Source organism: Methylomonas sp. BW4-1, from assembly GCF_052474385.1.
Genome location: NZ_CP184125.1, coordinates 4,287,067 through 4,304,565 on the forward strand (window position 1 = coordinate 4,287,067; position 17,499 = coordinate 4,304,565).

Annotated in this window: 13 protein-coding genes; 9 read left to right on the forward strand and 4 right to left on the reverse strand. The window is 53.3% G+C overall.

Annotated features, from left to right (window positions below; all coding sequences use genetic code 11):
- The first annotated feature begins 83 nt into the window (after positions 1 to 83).
- Positions 84 to 779 (forward strand): TetR/AcrR family transcriptional regulator, encoded by a 696-nt coding sequence (locus ACH5Y9_RS19875; protein ID WP_445367302.1) that lies wholly within the window; start codon positions 84 to 86, stop codon positions 777 to 779.
- On the opposite strand, the gene ACH5Y9_RS19880 is transcribed toward ACH5Y9_RS19875, so the two are convergent.
- Positions 780 to 1,565, reverse strand: coding sequence for a dienelactone hydrolase family protein (locus ACH5Y9_RS19880; RefSeq protein ID WP_445367303.1), 786 nt, complete (start codon positions 1,563 to 1,565; stop codon positions 780 to 782). It abuts the gene before it with no gap.
- Between the two features lie 156 nt (positions 1,566 to 1,721).
- On the opposite strand from ACH5Y9_RS19880, the gene ACH5Y9_RS19885 reads away from it, so the two are divergent.
- Entirely contained in the window at positions 1,722 to 2,921 is a 1,200-nt protein-coding gene (locus ACH5Y9_RS19885) for an MFS transporter (RefSeq protein ID WP_101053926.1), read from the forward strand.
- A 149-nt stretch (positions 2,922 to 3,070) separates the two neighbouring features.
- On the forward strand, positions 3,071 to 5,311 hold the full coding sequence (locus ACH5Y9_RS19890; protein WP_445367304.1) for a PAS domain S-box protein: 2,241 nt from the start codon (positions 3,071 to 3,073) through the stop codon (positions 5,309 to 5,311).
- Here ACH5Y9_RS19890 and ACH5Y9_RS19895 read toward each other — a convergent pair.
- Both ACH5Y9_RS19895 and bamE read right to left on the reverse strand, forming a co-directional pair.
- A complete protein-coding gene (locus ACH5Y9_RS19895; RefSeq protein WP_319961090.1) occupies positions 5,308 to 6,249 on the reverse strand; it encodes a peptidoglycan DD-metalloendopeptidase family protein in 942 nt (313 codons plus the stop codon). The two genes, ACH5Y9_RS19890 and ACH5Y9_RS19895, sit on opposite strands and share 4 nt — an antisense overlap.
- A 12-nt stretch (positions 6,250 to 6,261) precedes the next feature.
- Positions 6,262 to 6,606 (reverse strand): outer membrane protein assembly factor BamE domain-containing protein, encoded by a 345-nt coding sequence (gene bamE, locus ACH5Y9_RS19900; RefSeq protein ID WP_319961089.1) that lies wholly within the window; start codon positions 6,604 to 6,606, stop codon positions 6,262 to 6,264.
- A gap of 110 nt (positions 6,607 to 6,716) precedes the next feature.
- Here bamE and ACH5Y9_RS19905 point away from each other — a divergent pair, with 110 nt between their 5' ends.
- Both ACH5Y9_RS19905 and ACH5Y9_RS19910 read left to right on the forward strand, forming a co-directional pair.
- Positions 6,717 to 8,321, forward strand: coding sequence for a protein adenylyltransferase SelO (locus ACH5Y9_RS19905; RefSeq protein ID WP_445367305.1), 1,605 nt, complete (start codon positions 6,717 to 6,719; stop codon positions 8,319 to 8,321).
- A gap of 112 nt (positions 8,322 to 8,433) precedes the next feature.
- The gene (locus ACH5Y9_RS19910; RefSeq protein ID WP_445367306.1) at positions 8,434 to 10,587 is read left to right on the forward strand and encodes a retention module-containing protein; all 2,154 of its coding nucleotides are present in this window, start codon (positions 8,434 to 8,436) and stop codon (positions 10,585 to 10,587) included.
- Positions 10,588 to 10,652: 65 nt separating this feature from the next.
- On the opposite strand, the gene ACH5Y9_RS19915 is transcribed toward ACH5Y9_RS19910, so the two are convergent.
- On the reverse strand, positions 10,653 to 11,264 hold the full coding sequence (locus ACH5Y9_RS19915) for a VPLPA-CTERM sorting domain-containing protein (RefSeq protein ID WP_445367307.1): 612 nt from the start codon (positions 11,262 to 11,264) through the stop codon (positions 10,653 to 10,655).
- 284 nt (positions 11,265 to 11,548) lie between these two features.
- Here ACH5Y9_RS19915 and aceE point away from each other — a divergent pair, with 284 nt between their 5' ends.
- The 4 genes from aceE to ACH5Y9_RS19935 all read left to right on the forward strand — a co-directional run bounded on the left by aceE (position 11,549) and on the right by ACH5Y9_RS19935 (position 17,498).
- Positions 11,549 to 14,221, forward strand: coding sequence for a pyruvate dehydrogenase (acetyl-transferring), homodimeric type (gene aceE, locus ACH5Y9_RS19920; protein WP_445367308.1), 2,673 nt, complete (start codon positions 11,549 to 11,551; stop codon positions 14,219 to 14,221).
- A gap of 13 nt (positions 14,222 to 14,234) precedes the next feature.
- Positions 14,235 to 15,530: a dihydrolipoyllysine-residue acetyltransferase gene (aceF, locus tag ACH5Y9_RS19925; protein WP_445367309.1), complete on the forward strand. Its 1,296-nt coding sequence runs from the start codon at positions 14,235 to 14,237 to the stop codon at positions 15,528 to 15,530.
- A 10-nt stretch (positions 15,531 to 15,540) separates the two neighbouring features.
- On the forward strand, positions 15,541 to 16,956 hold the full coding sequence (lpdA, locus tag ACH5Y9_RS19930) for a dihydrolipoyl dehydrogenase (protein ID WP_445367310.1): 1,416 nt from the start codon (positions 15,541 to 15,543) through the stop codon (positions 16,954 to 16,956).
- A 95-nt stretch (positions 16,957 to 17,051) separates the two neighbouring features.
- The gene (locus ACH5Y9_RS19935) at positions 17,052 to 17,498 is read left to right on the forward strand and encodes a hypothetical protein (RefSeq protein WP_445367311.1); all 447 of its coding nucleotides are present in this window, start codon (positions 17,052 to 17,054) and stop codon (positions 17,496 to 17,498) included.
- Position 17,499 lies beyond the last annotated feature (1 nt).

Consider the following 17,499-nt stretch of genomic DNA (forward strand, 5'->3'; position numbering starts at 1 on the left):
AACTGAACCATCGGGTCTAGAATAAGCCAAACAGCGGCCTAGTGCTCGAAACTCAGCCGACTCGCTCGAATAAGGAAGGTTCCATGAGAAAGAAAAGTGGAGAACGTTGCCAAGCCATTCTGGATGCGGCAAAAACCCTGTTTGAAAAAGTCGGTTTCGAACAAGCGACGATGGCGGAAATCGCCGCTACTGCCGGCCACTCCAAGGCCACGCTGTACAACTATTTCAGCTCCAAGGAGCAGTTGTTTCTGGAATTGGCGCGCCGTTCCGCTGATCGCCACAGCGAGCAATTATTTTCCTTGCTGATGCCGGACTGCGGCAGTGCGCCTCTGGATACACTGCCAGACCAGGTCAACCAAGTCCTGGCACTGTTGCAACCTTCCGACGACTTGCCGGCCACTTTGCAACGTTTCGGCGAAGGCGTGATGAGCAACTTTCTGTCCTTGAAAAGTTTGGCGGCCCGACGCATGTTGATCGCAGCCGCCGCCACTCAGCCGGAAGCCGGCCGCCTGTTTTTCGAAAACGGCCCCGCCAAGGGCATGCAATTTACTGCGCAATTTTTCGCACAAGCGATGAATGCCGGCCAGTTGCGGCGTGCCGATCCGCATGTGGTGGCCGCGCACTTTCGCGGCCTGCTGGAATCGGAAGTCTACGAATCGGGCTTGTTCAACGCCCGCCGGGAATTGAAACCCAAACAAGTTAAAGCCACAGTCGAGCGCGCCGTCAGCGCGTTTATCAGAGCCTATGCGCCGACAACCACCGATTTGACTGACGATTAGCTATTGCTTGAACACTTCGCGAAACAACTGTTGCATAGCTTCCCAGGATTGTTTGTCCGCCTCGGCATCGTAAGCGATAGGCAAATTATTGGCTTTGCCCAACCTATCCGCGTCGGGGTTGGTGAAACCGTGGCGCGCGCCGGGATAGTTAACCAAACGATAATCCACGCCGGCTTGGGTCATTTCTTTATCAAACGCCGCAATGCTGTCGGCGCTGACAAACTCGTCGGCCGCGCCGTTCAAAACCAATACCCGCGATTTGACCTGCCCACGTCTTGCCGGGGTTTGCGTGGCCAGATTGCCGTGAAAACTCACTACTGCCGCCAGATCGGTACCCAAGCGCGCCATATTCAAGACTGTCGCACCGCCGAAACAATAACCTATCGCCGCAATCTTGCCCTTATCGACACTGGCTTGTTTTTGTAAAAAGGCTAAAGCCGCCGTAAAACGTAATTGCGAAACGCCCGCCCGCTCCACGACGCTGTTCATGAAGGTTGAGGCTTCGGCTGCATGCTCGCTGGATTTGCCGTCGCCGTACATATCGACCGCCAGCGCGGTATAACCCAGTTCCGCCAACATCTTCGCGCGCTGCCGGGCGTAGTCGTTCAAGCCCCACCATTCGTGAACCACCAGCACACCGGGCTGCTTGTCGCCTTTCGTATCGTCCCAAACCAGATAGCCTTTTAGCGTGGTATCGCCGGCGGTATAACTCACGGCTTGCTCCTGCAATGCCGCTTGCAAACCGGAACTGAACAATAAGGCCAAAAAGAATAAACTACGCATCATAAAAACCTCCTGTTGAAAAATGGCCTTACGTTTACACTGCTAACGGGCATTGTCAATCTCTAGGGCCTTGCGACAATAAAATTCCATCGGGGCGGCGGGTTTTACGGCAACCTAGGCCCTGTGATTTCCTTTAAACGAACGGCAAACATAAACTCCATGACGCATTCCGGCGCAAAACCTATCTGGCGACAAATCCCGAAAAGCGTTTGGGCATTGGGTTTTGTCAGTATGTTGATGGATATTTCCTCGGAAATGATCCACAGCCTGCTGCCGGTATTCATGCTCACCACTCTGCATGCCAGCAGTTTGAGCATCGGTTTAATCGAAGGCGCAGCGGAAGCGACCGCGCTGATCGTCAAGGTGTTTTCCGGAGTGCTCAGCGATTATTTGGGCAAGCGCAAAAGTCTGGCCTTGATAGGTTACAGCCTGGGAGCGTTGACCAAACCCCTGTTTGCCATCGCCGGCAGCAGCGGCATGGTTTTAAGCGCGCGACTGCTGGACCGGGTCGGCAAAGGCATACGCGGCGCACCGCGCGACGCACTGGTAGCCGACATCACTCCGCCGGAAATTCGCGGCGCGGCCTTTGGCCTCAGGCAATCGCTGGATACGGTCGGCTCATTTTTGGGACCATTGCTGGCGGTGGCGCTCATGCTCCTGTGGGCCAACGATTTTCGGGCGGTTTTTTGGGTGGCCGTGATTCCTGGCGGGTTGTCGGTGCTGATGTTGCTGTTTGGTGTGCGCGAACCCAAGCATCTGCAGCGTTCGCAACACGGCAACCCCATCAAGCGCGCCAATCTGCAACGCTTAAATGCCGACTATTGGCGGGTAGTGATGATAGGCGCGGTGTTCACGCTAGCGCGATTCAGCGAGGCCTTTTTGGTGCTGCGCGCCCAACAAAGCGGCATTCCGATTGCGCTGTTACCCTTGGCAATGGTGGCGATGAATGTTGTGTATTCGGCTACGGCTTACCCGTTTGGCCGTCTGTCCGACCGCGTATCGCACCGGAAACTGCTGGCTTGGGGGCTGTTGGTACTGATCGCCGCCGACCTAGTACTGGCCAGTAGCGCCGATTGGCGGATAGTGCTGGCCGGTGTTGGGCTTTGGGGGGTGCACATGGGCATGACTCAAGGCCTGCTGGCCAAAATGGTCGCGGACACTTCACCGGCCGACCTGCGCGGCACCGCTTACGGATTTTTCAATCTGGTCGGCGGCATCGCCATGCTGTTGGCTAGCGTCATGGCGGGGTTGCTGTGGGATAGCTACGGCGCCGAGTTTACGTTTTACGCGGGGGCCGGATTTTGTTTAATGGCCTTATGCATCCTCATCGCTCGTCGCCGGGGTAAAGCAGCTCATTGAGCGTTTATTGGATTGGAGCAGCCGCAGATTAAAACAGGAAAAATCCTCGAAAGATTTTGAAATAGGCCTACAAAGATGTAAGCTTTAGCGTACAAAAAAATCTCGTCAACGACTGCGCGTTTCAGCCGAATAAGTACTTAAAGCCTAGTTTGAAATACATCCTTCTCAGCCGTTTACAGCGTATCAATAAATACCAGCTTTGGCTGATTTCGGTTGTTCTGGCGACAATGCTCACCGAATCGATTGTGGCGGTAATGGAATGGCTGCTTAAAGGCGAAATCAGCTTCGATTATCTACTTACCGGCTTGGTCGCTTCGCTACTGGTCGCCTCTTTGATCTGCGCGATGATCATTGTTTTTTTAGACCAGTTGAGCAGTTTGAACGACGACAATATCCAATTAAGTACTATTGTCACCGCACTGCCCATTCCACTGGCGCTATTCGACGACAAGTGCAATCTGCAAATGCTGAACCCGGAATTTACCAAGGTCTTCGGGTACCGGCTCCGGGATATTCCCAACCTGTCCGCGTGGCAATTACAGGCCTTCCCCGATCCTGTTTACCGTGAAACGATTGGCGCGGAATGGCAAAAGCGCTTCGAAAATGACGACCAAGAATTTCAGCCCCTGGAAATCAAAGTTCGTTGCAAAAACGGCCTGAACAAGCACGTCATGACCACCGCTACCCGTATAGGCGGGGCCGGCAAGAAAATGCAACTGGTATTGCTCTACGATATTTCCAAACGCATCAATGCAATGAATGCGCTCGCCGAGTCGCGCAGCTTGCTGCAATCGGTGATCGAAACCATACCCATGCGGGTATTTTGGAAAGACCTGCACTCGCGCTATCTCGGCTGCAACTCGCAGTTCGCGCGAGATGGCGGTTTCACGAGAACCGAAGACCTCCTCGGTAAAGTCGATCAGCAACTATCCTGGCGAAACCAGGCTTTGCGCTACCGCGCCGATGACCGCCAGGTCATGCAATCCAATCTGCCTAAGCTGGCTTACGAAGAGCCGCAAACCACGCCTGAGGGCAAAGAGATTCTACTGAGAACATCGAAAGCGCCACTGCGCAATAGTTTGGGCAAAACCATCGGGGTATTAGGGGTATACGATGACATCACCGAGCTAAAGAAGATCGAAAACGAGTTGTGGCTGGCCAAAACCATGGTCGATAAAAGCAAGACCGCTTTCTTCTGTCTTGATCCGAAGGGCATGGTGACTTACGTCAACGATTACGCTTGTCAGTCCTTGGGCTATTCGCGGGACGAACTGGTGGGTATGGCACCCTGGGAATTCGATCCGGACCTTTTGGCCAGCGCCTGGTCAAACATCTGGCAGCGCTTGCGCGACTGCGAAATTGTCAGCCACGAAAGCCGCCATCGACGTAAGGACGGCACGATTTTCCCGGTTGAGCTCACCTGCCACTATATCGCTCACAATGGCTTGGAACTGAGTTTTACCTTCGCGCAAAATATTAGCGAACGTAAACGCCTGGACACCGAACTGCGGATTGCTGCGACCGCTTTTGAATCGCAGGAGGGCATGATGATTACCGATGCCGATGCCGTCATTTTAAAGGTGAATAAATCCTTTACCGAGATTACCGGCTACTCCAGCGAAGAGGCCATCGGTCAAAAAATGAATATCCTCAATTCCGGTATTCACGATGCGCTGTTTTTTGCCGAAATGTGGCAATCCATTGATAGCAAAGGTGTCTGGCAAGGTGAAATCTGGAATCGGCGCAAGAACGGCAATATATTTCCGGAATGGCTCACCATCAGCGCCGTGAAAAGCCCGGATGGCAAGATAACCCATTATGTCGGCACGATGATGGACATAACGGCGCGTAAAGCCATAGAGCAACACATTCATCATCTGGCCCACTTCGACGCACTGACCGACTTGCCCAATCGTACCTTGCTGATCGACCGTTTGCATCAGGCTATCGCTCAGGCCAGACGCGAACGCAGTTTGCTGGCCTTGCTCTATCTGGATCTGGATAAATTCAAGCCGGTCAACGACAGCTTCGGTCACGATGTCGGCGACTTATTGCTGAAAGAGGTGGCGAATCGTCTGGAGGCTTGCGTCAAGCGGGAAACGGATACCGTATCGCGTTTGGGCGGCGATGAGTTTGTAATTTTACTCTGCCAATTGGACCGACACTCCGCGGCCGGGCTGGTGGCCGAAAGCATCTTAAGCAGTCTGAATCAGCCGTTTGTGATTCAACAACACACGCTGGATATTTCTTCCAGTATCGGCATTGCCGTTTATCCCGATGACGGCCTGGAGGCAAATAGCCTGATGAAAAACGCCGACAATGCCATGTATCAAGCCAAATGCGCGGGGCGGGGCTGCTTTCGGTTTTTTAGTTCAACGGCTGGTGGCTAATTACCGACGGAAGCCGCCGGCCCGGACAACCACAGGCCAAGCCTTGGCTCCACCGCCAGACCGTTCACGTCGGTAAATTGAAACGGTACGGAAATCAGCTCCATACCGCGATTGATCTGCACCGCAAAATGCAAATGCGGCCCGGTCGTCAAACCGGTATTGCCGGAGTAAGCGATCAGCTGCCCGGTTGCCACCCGCATTCCTGGCGTGACTTGGGCTTTTTCCAGAGCCAAATGCGCGTACACAGCCATGGACCCGTCCTCATGCAAAATCCTGATACTGTTAGCCTTGCTGGCGTAAGCCTGGCTAGTACCATGACTGGTATAGTCATTTTCCACTTCCAGCACGATACCGCCCCGGGCTGCGTAAATCGGCGTATCAACCGGCATCATGATGTCTACCGCATAACGATTCTGTTCATCGTTATGACTGTATGGTCCATTAAAAGCTTGGGTAATTTGAAACTGTGCGCCGGCCGGCAAGGGTGGTTTATAAAGGGTTTGACTCACATAGCCGGGTAAAGGCCGCCCAACCACATAGCTATATTGCAGATTGACACTATAAAAACCGGCGCTCTGGTTGGGAATAAGCGAAAACAAGCTGCCGGACTGTCCTGATTCAACGACAAAGCGGCGCGGCAAATCCGGATTGGCGCTGACATTTTCCCGCTCACGCCAATCGACGGCCAGTTCGATAGGCCCCGGATAAGCGTTCAGCGCAAAAAAACTCGGTTGCAAATCATCGGCCGTTTTTTCCAGCCAAACGCGCTTAGGATTGGCCGCCTTTAACTGCCTGACTGCTACCGGCTGATTCGATGCGGGGGCCTGATCGGTAAAAAACCAGGTACCTTCTGCATCCTGATATTTATAAAGCTTTTTAGCTACGCCGCTACTGGACGCCAGTAACAGCGAAATCGCCAAAATACCGCGAGCAAACACTGGTCGCCACGATTATTTGCGGGTAGAACTAAAGGTGTAAGAGCGCACTACGCCTTGTGCGTCGAAACGAATCAGCAAATCCTGGGAATCGTTACCACCGAACAAAGCATATTTGTAGATCCCGTAAGTCCAGGTAGGCTTACCATCTTCCATACCGGTACGCCAAGGCGTGCCGAACATTTCGGTAATATCTTGCTTACGGGTTTGGCCGACCTTGATTTCCGGCACTCTGACGGGGGAAAACTCTTGGCCGACAGTAAAGCAACCGGTCAGTTGCGTCGTCGCAAGGCTGGCGACTAATAGAAGTGAACTAAAGCCAAAAGCGCGTGGTCCGCGTTTTGCAAGAAGATTGTTCATTGGTATTCCCTGATTGAAAAGTTGATTGATATAAACTAGCTGCTAGTGGCTTATCTTAGCCGGTTCCAGCCGCGATTCGAAAATTTTTTAGCCTCCGATAAGATGTCATCATGCCTACCGAAAACCACAATTCAGCCCTCGATAATCTGAACTTCGACAATCGCTTTATCCGCGAGTTGCCTGGTGATCCCGAACCGGATAATTTTCGGCGCCAAGTTTATGCAGCCTGCTATTCCCGGGCCAATCCGACGCCAGCGCAGCAACCCAGATTGGTCGCTTATTCCAGAGAAGTCGCGGAAGATTTGGACTTATCCGCAGAACTCTGCGAATCGGAAGATTTTTGCCAAGTATTCGCCGGCAGCCGGCTAGCAAAAGGCATGGAAGCGTATGCGATGTGCTACGGCGGCCATCAATTCGGCCATTGGGCCGGCCAACTCGGCGATGGCCGAGCCATTAACTTGGGCGAGGTGGTTAATCAGCGTAAGCAACGCTACACCTTGCAACTAAAAGGCGCGGGCGTGACGCCATATTCCCGCAGCGCCGACGGCTTGGCGGTTCTGCGTTCTTCAATACGCGAGTTTTTGTGCAGCGAAGCCATGCATCATCTCGGTGTGCCGACCACCCGCGCCTTAAGCGTGATACTTACGGGTAAACAGGTGGTGCGTGATATGTTTTACGACGGTAATCCGCAAATGGAACCGGGTGCGGTGGTGTGTCGGGTGGCGCCGTCGTTTACCCGCTTCGGCAGTTTTCAAATATTCACCGCGCGCGATGACATCGACTCGCTGAAAAAACTGGTGGATTACACCATTCGTACCGATTTTCCGGAGTTGGGCGAGCCATCGATTCCCGTCTACCTGGAATGGTTTAAACAAGTGTGCCGCAAGACGGCCGAGATGATCGTGCACTGGCAGCGGGTCGGCTTTGTGCACGGCGTGATGAATACCGACAATATGTCGATCCTGGGCTTGACCATCGATTATGGTCCTTACGGCTGGCTGGAAAACTACGATCCGGACTGGACGCCTAACACCACCGACGCCCAAGGCCGACGCTACCGCTTCGGCAATCAACCCAAAATCGCTTACTGGAATTTGGTACAACTCGCCAATGCCTTGTATCCCTTGATTATGCGCGCTGAAAGTTTGCAGCAAGCTTTATCGGCTTATACCGACACCTTCGACGCCGGCTGGCAGGCGATGATGGCCGCCAAATTGGGCCTAACAAGGTTCGAGCCCAGCGAAGACGATGCCTTGGTAAAGGAACTAACGCAGCTCATGCAAGCCGCTGAAACCGATATGACTTTGTTTTATCGGCAGCTGGCTGACGTCGATGTCAGCGCGGAAGCCAATTCGCCGGCGCAATTTTTAGCGCTGTTGCAGCGCACCAGCTACGAGCCGTTGAACGACGACCTCATGGAACAAGCTAGCCGCTGGTTCGCCATTTATCGCCTGCGCAGTCAGCGCGACGGCAGGCTACCGCTGGATCGCAGCTCAGCAATGAATGCAGTCAATCCGAAATACGTATTGCGTAATTATCTGGCGCAATTGGCTATTGACCAGGCTGAACAAGGCGATTTTTCTTTAGTTCAAGAATTGCTCGAAGTGCTGCGCCACCCTTACGCCGAACAAGCGGATAAACAGAGTTTTGCCACTAAACGGCCCGATTGGGCTAAGCAGCGCGCCGGCTGCTCCATGCTATCCTGCAGCTCCTAACGACTCGTCTCGGCAAATTTCGAACCAAGGTACTATGTCAACTTGTTCAAATTAGCTTATTATTCGGTCACAAAATCACGTTATTTATTTGGAATAAACTTCGGAGCAAAGCATGGCCAAAGAAATCGGCATCGTTAAAATCGCAACTGGCACCGTTACCGCCATTGCCGCCGACGGCAGTAAACGTATTTTGCAGGTCGGCGACCGCGTTTACCCAACCGATCTTTTGACCACTGCCGACGGCAGCACGGTGATGATACAACTTGCCAATGGCTCGTTTATTGATATGGGCGGCAACGACAGCATGCAGCTTGCTGCAGCGCTGCAGGAACAAGGCGAGCCGGCTCAGATCGCCCAGAACCCGACACCCGCCGGTCCCAGCGCGGAAGATATTCAGGCCGCCTTACTGGCTGGCGCCGATCCAACCACAATAGCTGAAGCGACTGCCGCTGGCGGTGCGCCGGCAGCAGGAGGCGCGCCTGGGGCAGGTAACGAAGGCCATGTGCCGGTTATCGTCGAATATCTCAACCCTGTAGCACCGGTCACTAACGGTTTCGATACCACCGGTCCCAATGTCGCATTTCCGCCGATTGTGCCCGAAGTTTTGATTTTGAATCCGGAGCAGGCCGCGGCAACCTCCGGTAACCTACCACCTATCGCCGTCAATGACAGCGTTACAGGCTTAGCACCCGGCAGCAGTGTTACGATCAACGTACTGGGCAACGACAATGACCCGGATGGCACGCTCAACCCCGCCAGCGTGCAAATCGTCGGCAGTAACGGACCCGGTCAACCGTTAGTCGTACCAGGCCAGGGTATTTGGACTGTCGACACGACTACAGGCTCGATTACTTTTACGCCAACCCCCGGCTTTACCGGTAATCCGACTCTGATCACCTACACCGTGGAGGACAATTTGGGCCTGGAGTCCAATCCCGCCGAGATCAGCATTGTTTACGTGCCTACTGTCACTGTCAGCGACGTTATCGTGGACGAAAGTGACGCTAGCTTACCCCCTGCCGAGACCGGCACTCTGCGTATTAACGGCCAAGCACCAACATCGGTTGTCTTGTCGGCCAGCGGGGCAACCTGGGACGCCGCTACGCAAACCCTGACAGCCAGCAACGGCTCTTATCAGGTAGTTGTGAACAATGACAGTTACACCTTTACCTTGCTAAACGCTTTGACCCACATAAACACAGGCGCACCGGAATCGCCGGCTATTGGCTTTACATTTTCCGCGACGTTAACCGATCAGGACGGAAGGGTCGCGAATACGACGTTTAGTGCGAACGTGTTTGATGATGCGCCCTTCGTCAAAAACAGCAACGGGAATTTACAAGATGCCGCAGGTCAAACATTAACGGGCTTGATTGATTACGATCTGGGTTTTGACGGCTTTGGGAGTGCCGGTGGTGTAGATTTGACAAACAATAATGGGGCGTTAACGTCTCGAGCAGACGGTATTTCTTATTTGATTGTCGATAGCAACGGCGACCAGTTACAAGAACTTTATGCTTTTGTCGATAACGGTGCCCTGACGACCACATTTGCCGACCTCAGTGCTGACCGCATGGTATTTTCGCTGCTGCCGACAGTTAACGGCGCCGTAGATGGTGCGTACAAATTGGAATTGCACGATGTTTTGGATTTGCCTGCTGCGCCGAGCACCACTCTAGATTTTGGCAGCGCCGCGCTGGCTTTCGGTGCCGGAAAAGTTGCTGTAGGGAATTCTCTGCTTGTTGAGGGCAGCAACCTGTTTATCGACTCAGCAAACAATGACGTCGGTGTGGGTGATAGATTTTTGGATGCATCGGAAGTAATAACCTACAGGTTTGGTACTGTCGGCGGTTTCGATATTACATCTCCGCAATTAGTAAACTCGGTACAACTCAATGAAGCCGATGTTGGTAGTGCTTTGGATGTTTTTAGCTGGACAGCTTATAGGGGGCTAACCCAAGTTGATACTGGAACGGTTGTATTTAGCACGCCTGCTGGAGGTGGGCTTACGGACCCGATTAATGTGGTTGGTGGATACGACAGGCTGGAAATCCAGGTTAATTTTGGCAAGCTCGCGGTGGGAGGCCTGCAATATACCAGCGTAGCGCCACAAAACCTGCAATTACAGTTTGGTTTTAGTGCAACAGATGGTGATGGCGATAGCACCGGAGTTGGTAGCTTTACCGTCGATACCGGCGCATTGCTCAATACTGGCATCAGCAGTGTGCTGCCTGATTTGCAACACCCCGATAGCGTTATTCATTAATCAAGCGCATTTCGCAACAACAAAAAGCCGGCATAAGCCGGCTTTTTGTTGTCTGGGAACCAGCTTTAATCTGCTTTGCGCTGTTTTCCGTAGCCTACCATACCAATCAGACCAGACAAAAACAGCCATGTTGCGGCTGGCAAAGGTACTGCCGAAGTCGTATACGTAATAGTGGCCTGGACAAAAGGGTTGCTGCCTTGTCCAGCATTCAAGTCCGCGGTCACGTCAGGTGACAGCGCCAAGGTGATAAGAATTTTGTTGTCCTGTGTCCAACTCTGCAATAAAGCACCCGGTAGCAGCGTGCTCCGCGACCACTCGACCAAATCGGCGTTTGTAACCGTGCTGTAGTTGTTGGCGTCGACAAAGACAGAACTAGAGTTAACGGGTGGAGCAATAGGAGCGAATTTCAGATTGCTGATCACACTTTCGAATGTAACGGCGATGTTCTCAGGATTGGCAGTAGATGCGTTGATCGAGTAATCTCCGCGCGCATGGACAGTGAAGCTGCCGGCCACTAAATCCGCCAAAGGCGCATTATCAATAGTGAAAGTAAAAACCTGTCCATCCAGGGTTTGCTGGAACTCAGTGGAGGTAAAACTGACCAGCCCAGCACTAGCTTCTATGCTTGCCGTAGAAAGAAACAAGGCAACCAAGGGTTTAACTAGTTGATTACGCATAGGGATTTCCTTAAAAATGAGTACTGACACAAATTTTACGTCATGTCGGCTTGCAAAGCCACCTGTACTTAAGGGCTGAAACTCATTAAATCCAATGCAATTCTGACCATACAATAACCTTTTGCCTGTTTCGAAAAACTAAACCGCTGCGTTTTTTGGCTACATCCAGGTTTTACCTGGATTCTAGCCGGATTTGCCGGTAGCGGATTACTAAAAAAATATGCTCAAACCAGCCATTTCGGGTATCCTTTTTAAGCTAATCCAACGTTTTCCAAGGTTCCGTAATGACCAACAATACCGATATTGCCGCCAAACACGATATTGATCCTGCTGAAACCCTAGAATGGATGGAGGCACTGCAAGCGGTGATAGAAAAAGAAGGCGGCGACCGTGCCAGTTTTCTGATTGAAACCCTGCTCAGTACCGCCAGACAAGCCGGCATGGACATTCCGTTCTCGGCTAATACGCCTTACATCAACACCATCCCGATAGATAGGCAACCCAAATTTCCCGGCAACACCGACATCGAACGCACCATCCGCTCTTACGTGCGCTGGAATGCGATGATGATGGTGTTGCGCGCCAACAAATACACCAATGTCGGCGGCCATATCGCCAGTTTCGCTTCCGCCGTCACCTTATACGATGTCGGGCAAAATCATTTCTGGAACGCCCCTTCGGACAAACACGGCGGCGACCTGATTTTCTCGCAAGGTCATTCCGCGCCCGGCACCTATGCTCATGCCTTCTTGCTCGGCCGTTTGAGCGAAGAGCAAATGGATAGCTTTAGACAAGAAGTCGGCGGCAACGGCTTATCGTCTTACCCGCACCCGTGGTTGATGCCGGACTTCTGGCAATTCCCAACCGTATCGATGGGCCTTGGCCCGATCATGGCAATCTACCAAGCCCGCTTCATGCGCTACATGCAAAACCGCGGCTTTGCCAACACCGAAGGCCGTAAAGTCTGGGCGTTCTTAGGTGACGGGGAAACCGACGAACCGGAAACCCTGGGCGCGATCGGCATGGCCGGTCGCGAAAAGCTGGATAACCTGATTTTCGTCGTCAACTGCAACCTGCAACGCCTGGACGGCCCGGTACGCGGCAACGGCAAGATCATTCAGGAGCTGGAAGCCAACTTCCGCGGTGCTAACTGGAACGTTATAAAAGTGATCTGGGGCCGGCGCTGGGACGCGATTCTGTCCCGCGACAAGGACGGTTTGGTGGTTAAGCGCATGATGGAATGCGTGGACGGCGACTACCAAACCTTCAAATCCAAGGACGGCGCCTACGTCCGGGAAAAATTCTTCAACACACCCGAACTGCAGGAACTCGTCAAGGATTACACCGACCGCGACATCTGGGAATTGAATCGCGGCGGCCACGACCCGATCAAAGTCTTCGCGGCCTTCAACGCGGCGGTCAACCATACCGGCCAACCCACCGTGGTTCTGGCTAAAACCATCAAGGGTTACGGGATGGGCGACTCAGGACAAGCGCAAAACACCAGCCATCAACAAAAGAAGATGAGCACGGAATCGATCAAATACATCCGCGACCGCTATCAATTGCCGGTCAGCGACGAAGAATTGATCAATCTGCCTTACCTGCGTTTCGCGGAAGACTCTGCGGAACTGAATTACCTGCGCCAACGCCGCGTCGATTTGGGCGGTTATCTGCCGGCTCGCCGCGCCAAGTCCTACCCGCTTGAAGTACCGGCCTTATCCGCTTTCAAAGCGCTATTGGACGGTACAGGCGAAGGCCACGAGATTTCCACGACGATGGCCTTTGTGCGCATTCTGAACATTCTGGTCAAGGACAAGCAAATCGGCAAACGCATCGTGCCTATCGTTCCTGATGAATCGCGCACCTTTGGTATGGAAGGCATGTTCCGGCAATTGGGTATCTGGTCGCAGGTTGGTCAGCTTTACACCCCGCAAGACGCCGAACAATTAATGTTCTACAAGGAAGACAAGCACGGCCAGGTGTTGCAGGAAGGTATCAATGAAGCGGGCGGCCTGTGCGACTGGATTGCAGCCGGTACCGCCTATTCAACCCACGGCGTACCGATGATTCCGTTCTTCATCTATTACTCGATGTTCGGTTTCCAACGGGTCGGTGATTTGATCTGGGCCGCGGCAGACCAACGTACCCGCGGTTTCCTGCTGGGCGGCACCGCCGGCAGAACCACTTTGAACGGCGAAGGTTTGCAGCATGAAGACGGCCACAGCCATCTGATGTCCGCCACCGTACCGAACTGCTATTCCTACGACCCGACCTTCGCCTGCGAATTGGCGGTGATCATTCAGGACGGTTTACGCCGGATGTATGTCGAGCAGGAAGACATCTTTTACTACATCACCTTGATGAACGAAAACTACGACCAGCCGGCCATGCCGGAAGGCGCGGAGGCCGACATCCTGAAAGGCATGTATTTGTTCAAAAAAGGCCCGAACAGCAAAAAACCGCGGGTGCAATTGCTAGGCTCCGGCACCATCTTTATCGAAGTCATTGAAGCCGCCAAACTGCTGCACGATGATTGGGGCGTGGACGCCGACATCTGGAGCTGCCCAAGCTTTACCGAGCTGGCTCGCGACGGCCAAACCTGCGAGCGCTGGAACCGTTTGCATCCGACCGAAAAGCCGCGCATCACGCATATCGAACACTGCCTGGATAGCACCAAGGGTCCGATCATCGCCGCTACCGATTACATGCGCGCATTTGCCGAACAAATTCGCCCTTGGGTGAATCGCTCTTACACGGTGTTGGGTACTGACGGTTTCGGCCGCTCGGACACCCGCGCCAAGCTGCGTAGCTTCTTCGAAGTGGACAGATACCACGTTGCCGTTGCCGCCTTGCACAGCCTGGCGCAAGCCGGCGAGTTCGACGCCGCCAAGGTCGAGGTAGCCATTGCTAAATACAACATCAACCCTGACGCAACCGCCCCTTGGTTGATCTAACGGAAAGCGACATATGAGTTCTGTAATTGAAATAAAGGTCCCCGACGTCGGCAATGTCCCTGAAATCGACATCGTCGAGGTGCTGATCAAACCCGGCGATGTGGTCGCTGTTGAACAAACTTTGGCTGTGATGGAAACCGATAAAGCCACGATGGATTTACCGTCCAGCGCGGCCGGCACCATCAAAACCATCCATATCAAACCCGGCGATAAAGTCTCCGAGGGCACGCTGATCGCCACGCTGGAAGTAGGCGACGCCGCCCCCGCAGCTCCCGCCGAACCAGCACCGGCAGTAACGCCTGCACCTATCGAAGAAGCCCCAGCTCCGATTGCGGAAGCCCCAAAAGTAGAACCCGCTCAACCTGCCGCAGCGCCAGCTGCGCCGGTCGTAACAAGTAACGAAGGGTTTAAAGCCCACGCCACACCCAGCGTCAGACTATTTGCCCGCGAATTGGGGGTGGACCTGAGCAAGATCCAAACCGGCAGCGGCCGTAAAGGCCGTATCCTGCAAGAGGATGTGAAAAACTTCGTTAAGCAAGTCATGGCCTCCGGCGGATCAACCGGTGGTGGCGCAGGTATTCCGGCTATTCCTGCCGTTGATTTCACCCAATTCGGCGAAATCGAGGAAAAACCGCTCAGCAAAATCAAGCGTCTGACCGGCCAAAATCTGACTCGCGTCTGGTTGAATTTGCCATTGGTAACGTATCACGACGAAGTGGCCATCGACACGATGGAAGACTTCCGCAAGTCGGTCAACGCCGGCCTGGCCAAGGATGCTGTCAAAGTTACCGGCCTGATTTTCATCATGAAGGCCTTGGTCGCCGCGATGCAGAAATATCCGGCGTTCAACAGCTCACTGTCACCGGAAGGCGACAAGCTGTATTTCAAGAAATACTTCCATATCGGCATCGCCGTGGACACCCCGAATGGTTTGGTCGTACCGGTGATTCGCGATGTCGATAAAAAAGGCATTTTCCAACTGTCCGCCGAACTGGCCGAAAAAAGCGAATTAGCCAGAACCGGCAAATTGAAACCGGCCGATATGCAGGGCGGCTGCATGACCATCTCCAGCCTGGGCGGCATCGGCGGCACCGCGTTTACGCCTATCGTCAACGCCCCGGAAGTAGCAATTTTGGGCGTGACCCGCTCCAAGGTACAACCGGTGTGGAACGGCAAGGAATTCGAACCGAAACTGATGCTGCCGCTGGACATCACCTACGACCACCGCGTCATAGACGGCGCCGAGGGCGCGCGTTTCATGGAAGCATTGAAATCTTATCTGGGCGATATTCGCCGGCTGTTATTGTAGGAGTAGGGATATGAGCAATTCTGTCACGCATGCCGAAGTGTTAGTTCTTGGCGGCGGCCCCGGCGGTTACACCGCTGCCTTCCGTGCCGCTGATTTGGGCAAACAAGTGGTATTGGTCGAACGCTATCCGGTTCTGGGCGGTGTTTGCTTAAATGTTGGCTGCATTCCTTCCAAAGCCCTCCTCCATACAGCCCAAGTGATTCATGAAGCGGAAGCGATGGCGGAACACGGCGTCAGTTTAGGCAAGCCAAACATTGACTTGGACCAAATTCGTGCCTGGAAACAAAGCGTCAGCCAAAGCCTGAATCAAGGTTTGGGCAAATTGGCCAAGCAACGCAAAGTCACCGTAATCAATGGCGTGGGTAAATTTGCCTCGGCCAACAGCTTAACGGTGACCAGTGAGGCCGGCGTGCAAACCGTTACTTTCGACAATGCCATCATCGCCGCCGGCTCGCAGCCAACTAAAATCCCCAGTTTTCCGCACGACGACCCTCGGGTTTGGGATTCCACCGACGCGCTGGAACTGAAATCGGTACCGGAAAAATTATTGATCGTCGGCGGCGGTATTATCGGCCTGGAGATGGCAACTGTTTACCATGCACTGGGTTCGAAAATCAGTGTCGTGGAATTGATGGATCAGATTATCCCCGGCTGCGACAAAGATTTGGTCACGCCGCTGCAACGCAAAATCAAAAAGCAGTATGAAAACCTGTGGCTACAAACCAGCGTTAAGGCGATGGAAGCTACCGATGCCGGCATTAAAGTCACGATGGAGGGCAAAGGAGCACCGGAATCCGAAGTGTTCGATGCCGTCTTAGTGGCGGTGGGCCGCCGTCCCAACGGCAAACTGATCGACGCCGATAAGGCGGGTGTCAATGTTGATGAACGTGGCTTCATCCCGGTGGACAAGCAAGGCCGCACCAACGTCAGCAATATTTTTGCGATCGGCGACATCGTCGGCAATCCGATGCTGGCCCACAAAGCCACGCACGAAGGCAAAATCGCCGCCGAAGTCATTGCCGGGCACAAAGCCGGTTTCGACGCACTAACCATTCCTTCGGTCGCTTACACCGATCCGGAAGTAGCTTGGATGGGCCTAACCGAAACCCAGGCGCAGCAGCAAGGCGTGGAATTCAACAAAGCCGTATTCCCATGGGCCGCCAGTGGCCGATCTTTGGCGCTGGGCCGTAGCGAAGGTATTACCAAAATCCTCACCGACAAAACCACCGGCCGTATTCTCGGTGCCGGCTTTACCGGGCCAGGTGCGGGCGAATTAGTGGCAGAAGCTGTGTTGGCTTTGGAAATGGGTGCAGATGCGACAGACATTAGCCTCAGCATCCACCCGCATCCCACTTTATCGGAAACCTTTGCGTTTGCGGCGGAAATGATAGAGGGGACGATTACCGACCTGTATGTAAAGAAATAGTGCTTATTTTGCTAAACGCAAAATTCGTGAGTGAGTTAAACGTCAGCCTGCCATTTTTTGGTGAGAACGCCGACATCATATAGAAGGAACAGCGAGTGGAAAAATTTGTCTTTGGGGCTGGCGAAGATGACAGAAAAAGGTTGCTGAACTTCGTTGATGCTCTGCAGCTGTTTTTAGAGAAGGTGATAAATAACGGCGAGTATTTTCAGCCGAAATTTCGCGACGATTATAAAAAAACCTGGATCGAGCTTAATCCGAATTTTTCGGCGTTAAAAGACGGCTTGCAACGTGCTGAAACCCACACCTTGTTAGCGCAAGGCTTATTGGGAACCCAGCTAAATCTAAAGCTCGCCGTCATCAATCATTTTTTAGGCGAGTTTTTGCTGTACGGAATAGAAATTATCGGCGGCCACAAACTGCTTGAAAGACTTTTAGGTGTTGTCAGCAAATTACTGGCAAACATGGCAACCGCAGTGGGCACCGGCTTAGCCATTCAGAGCTTCGTAGATTTTCTTGTTGCCATGATCAAGGAAGACAGCTAGT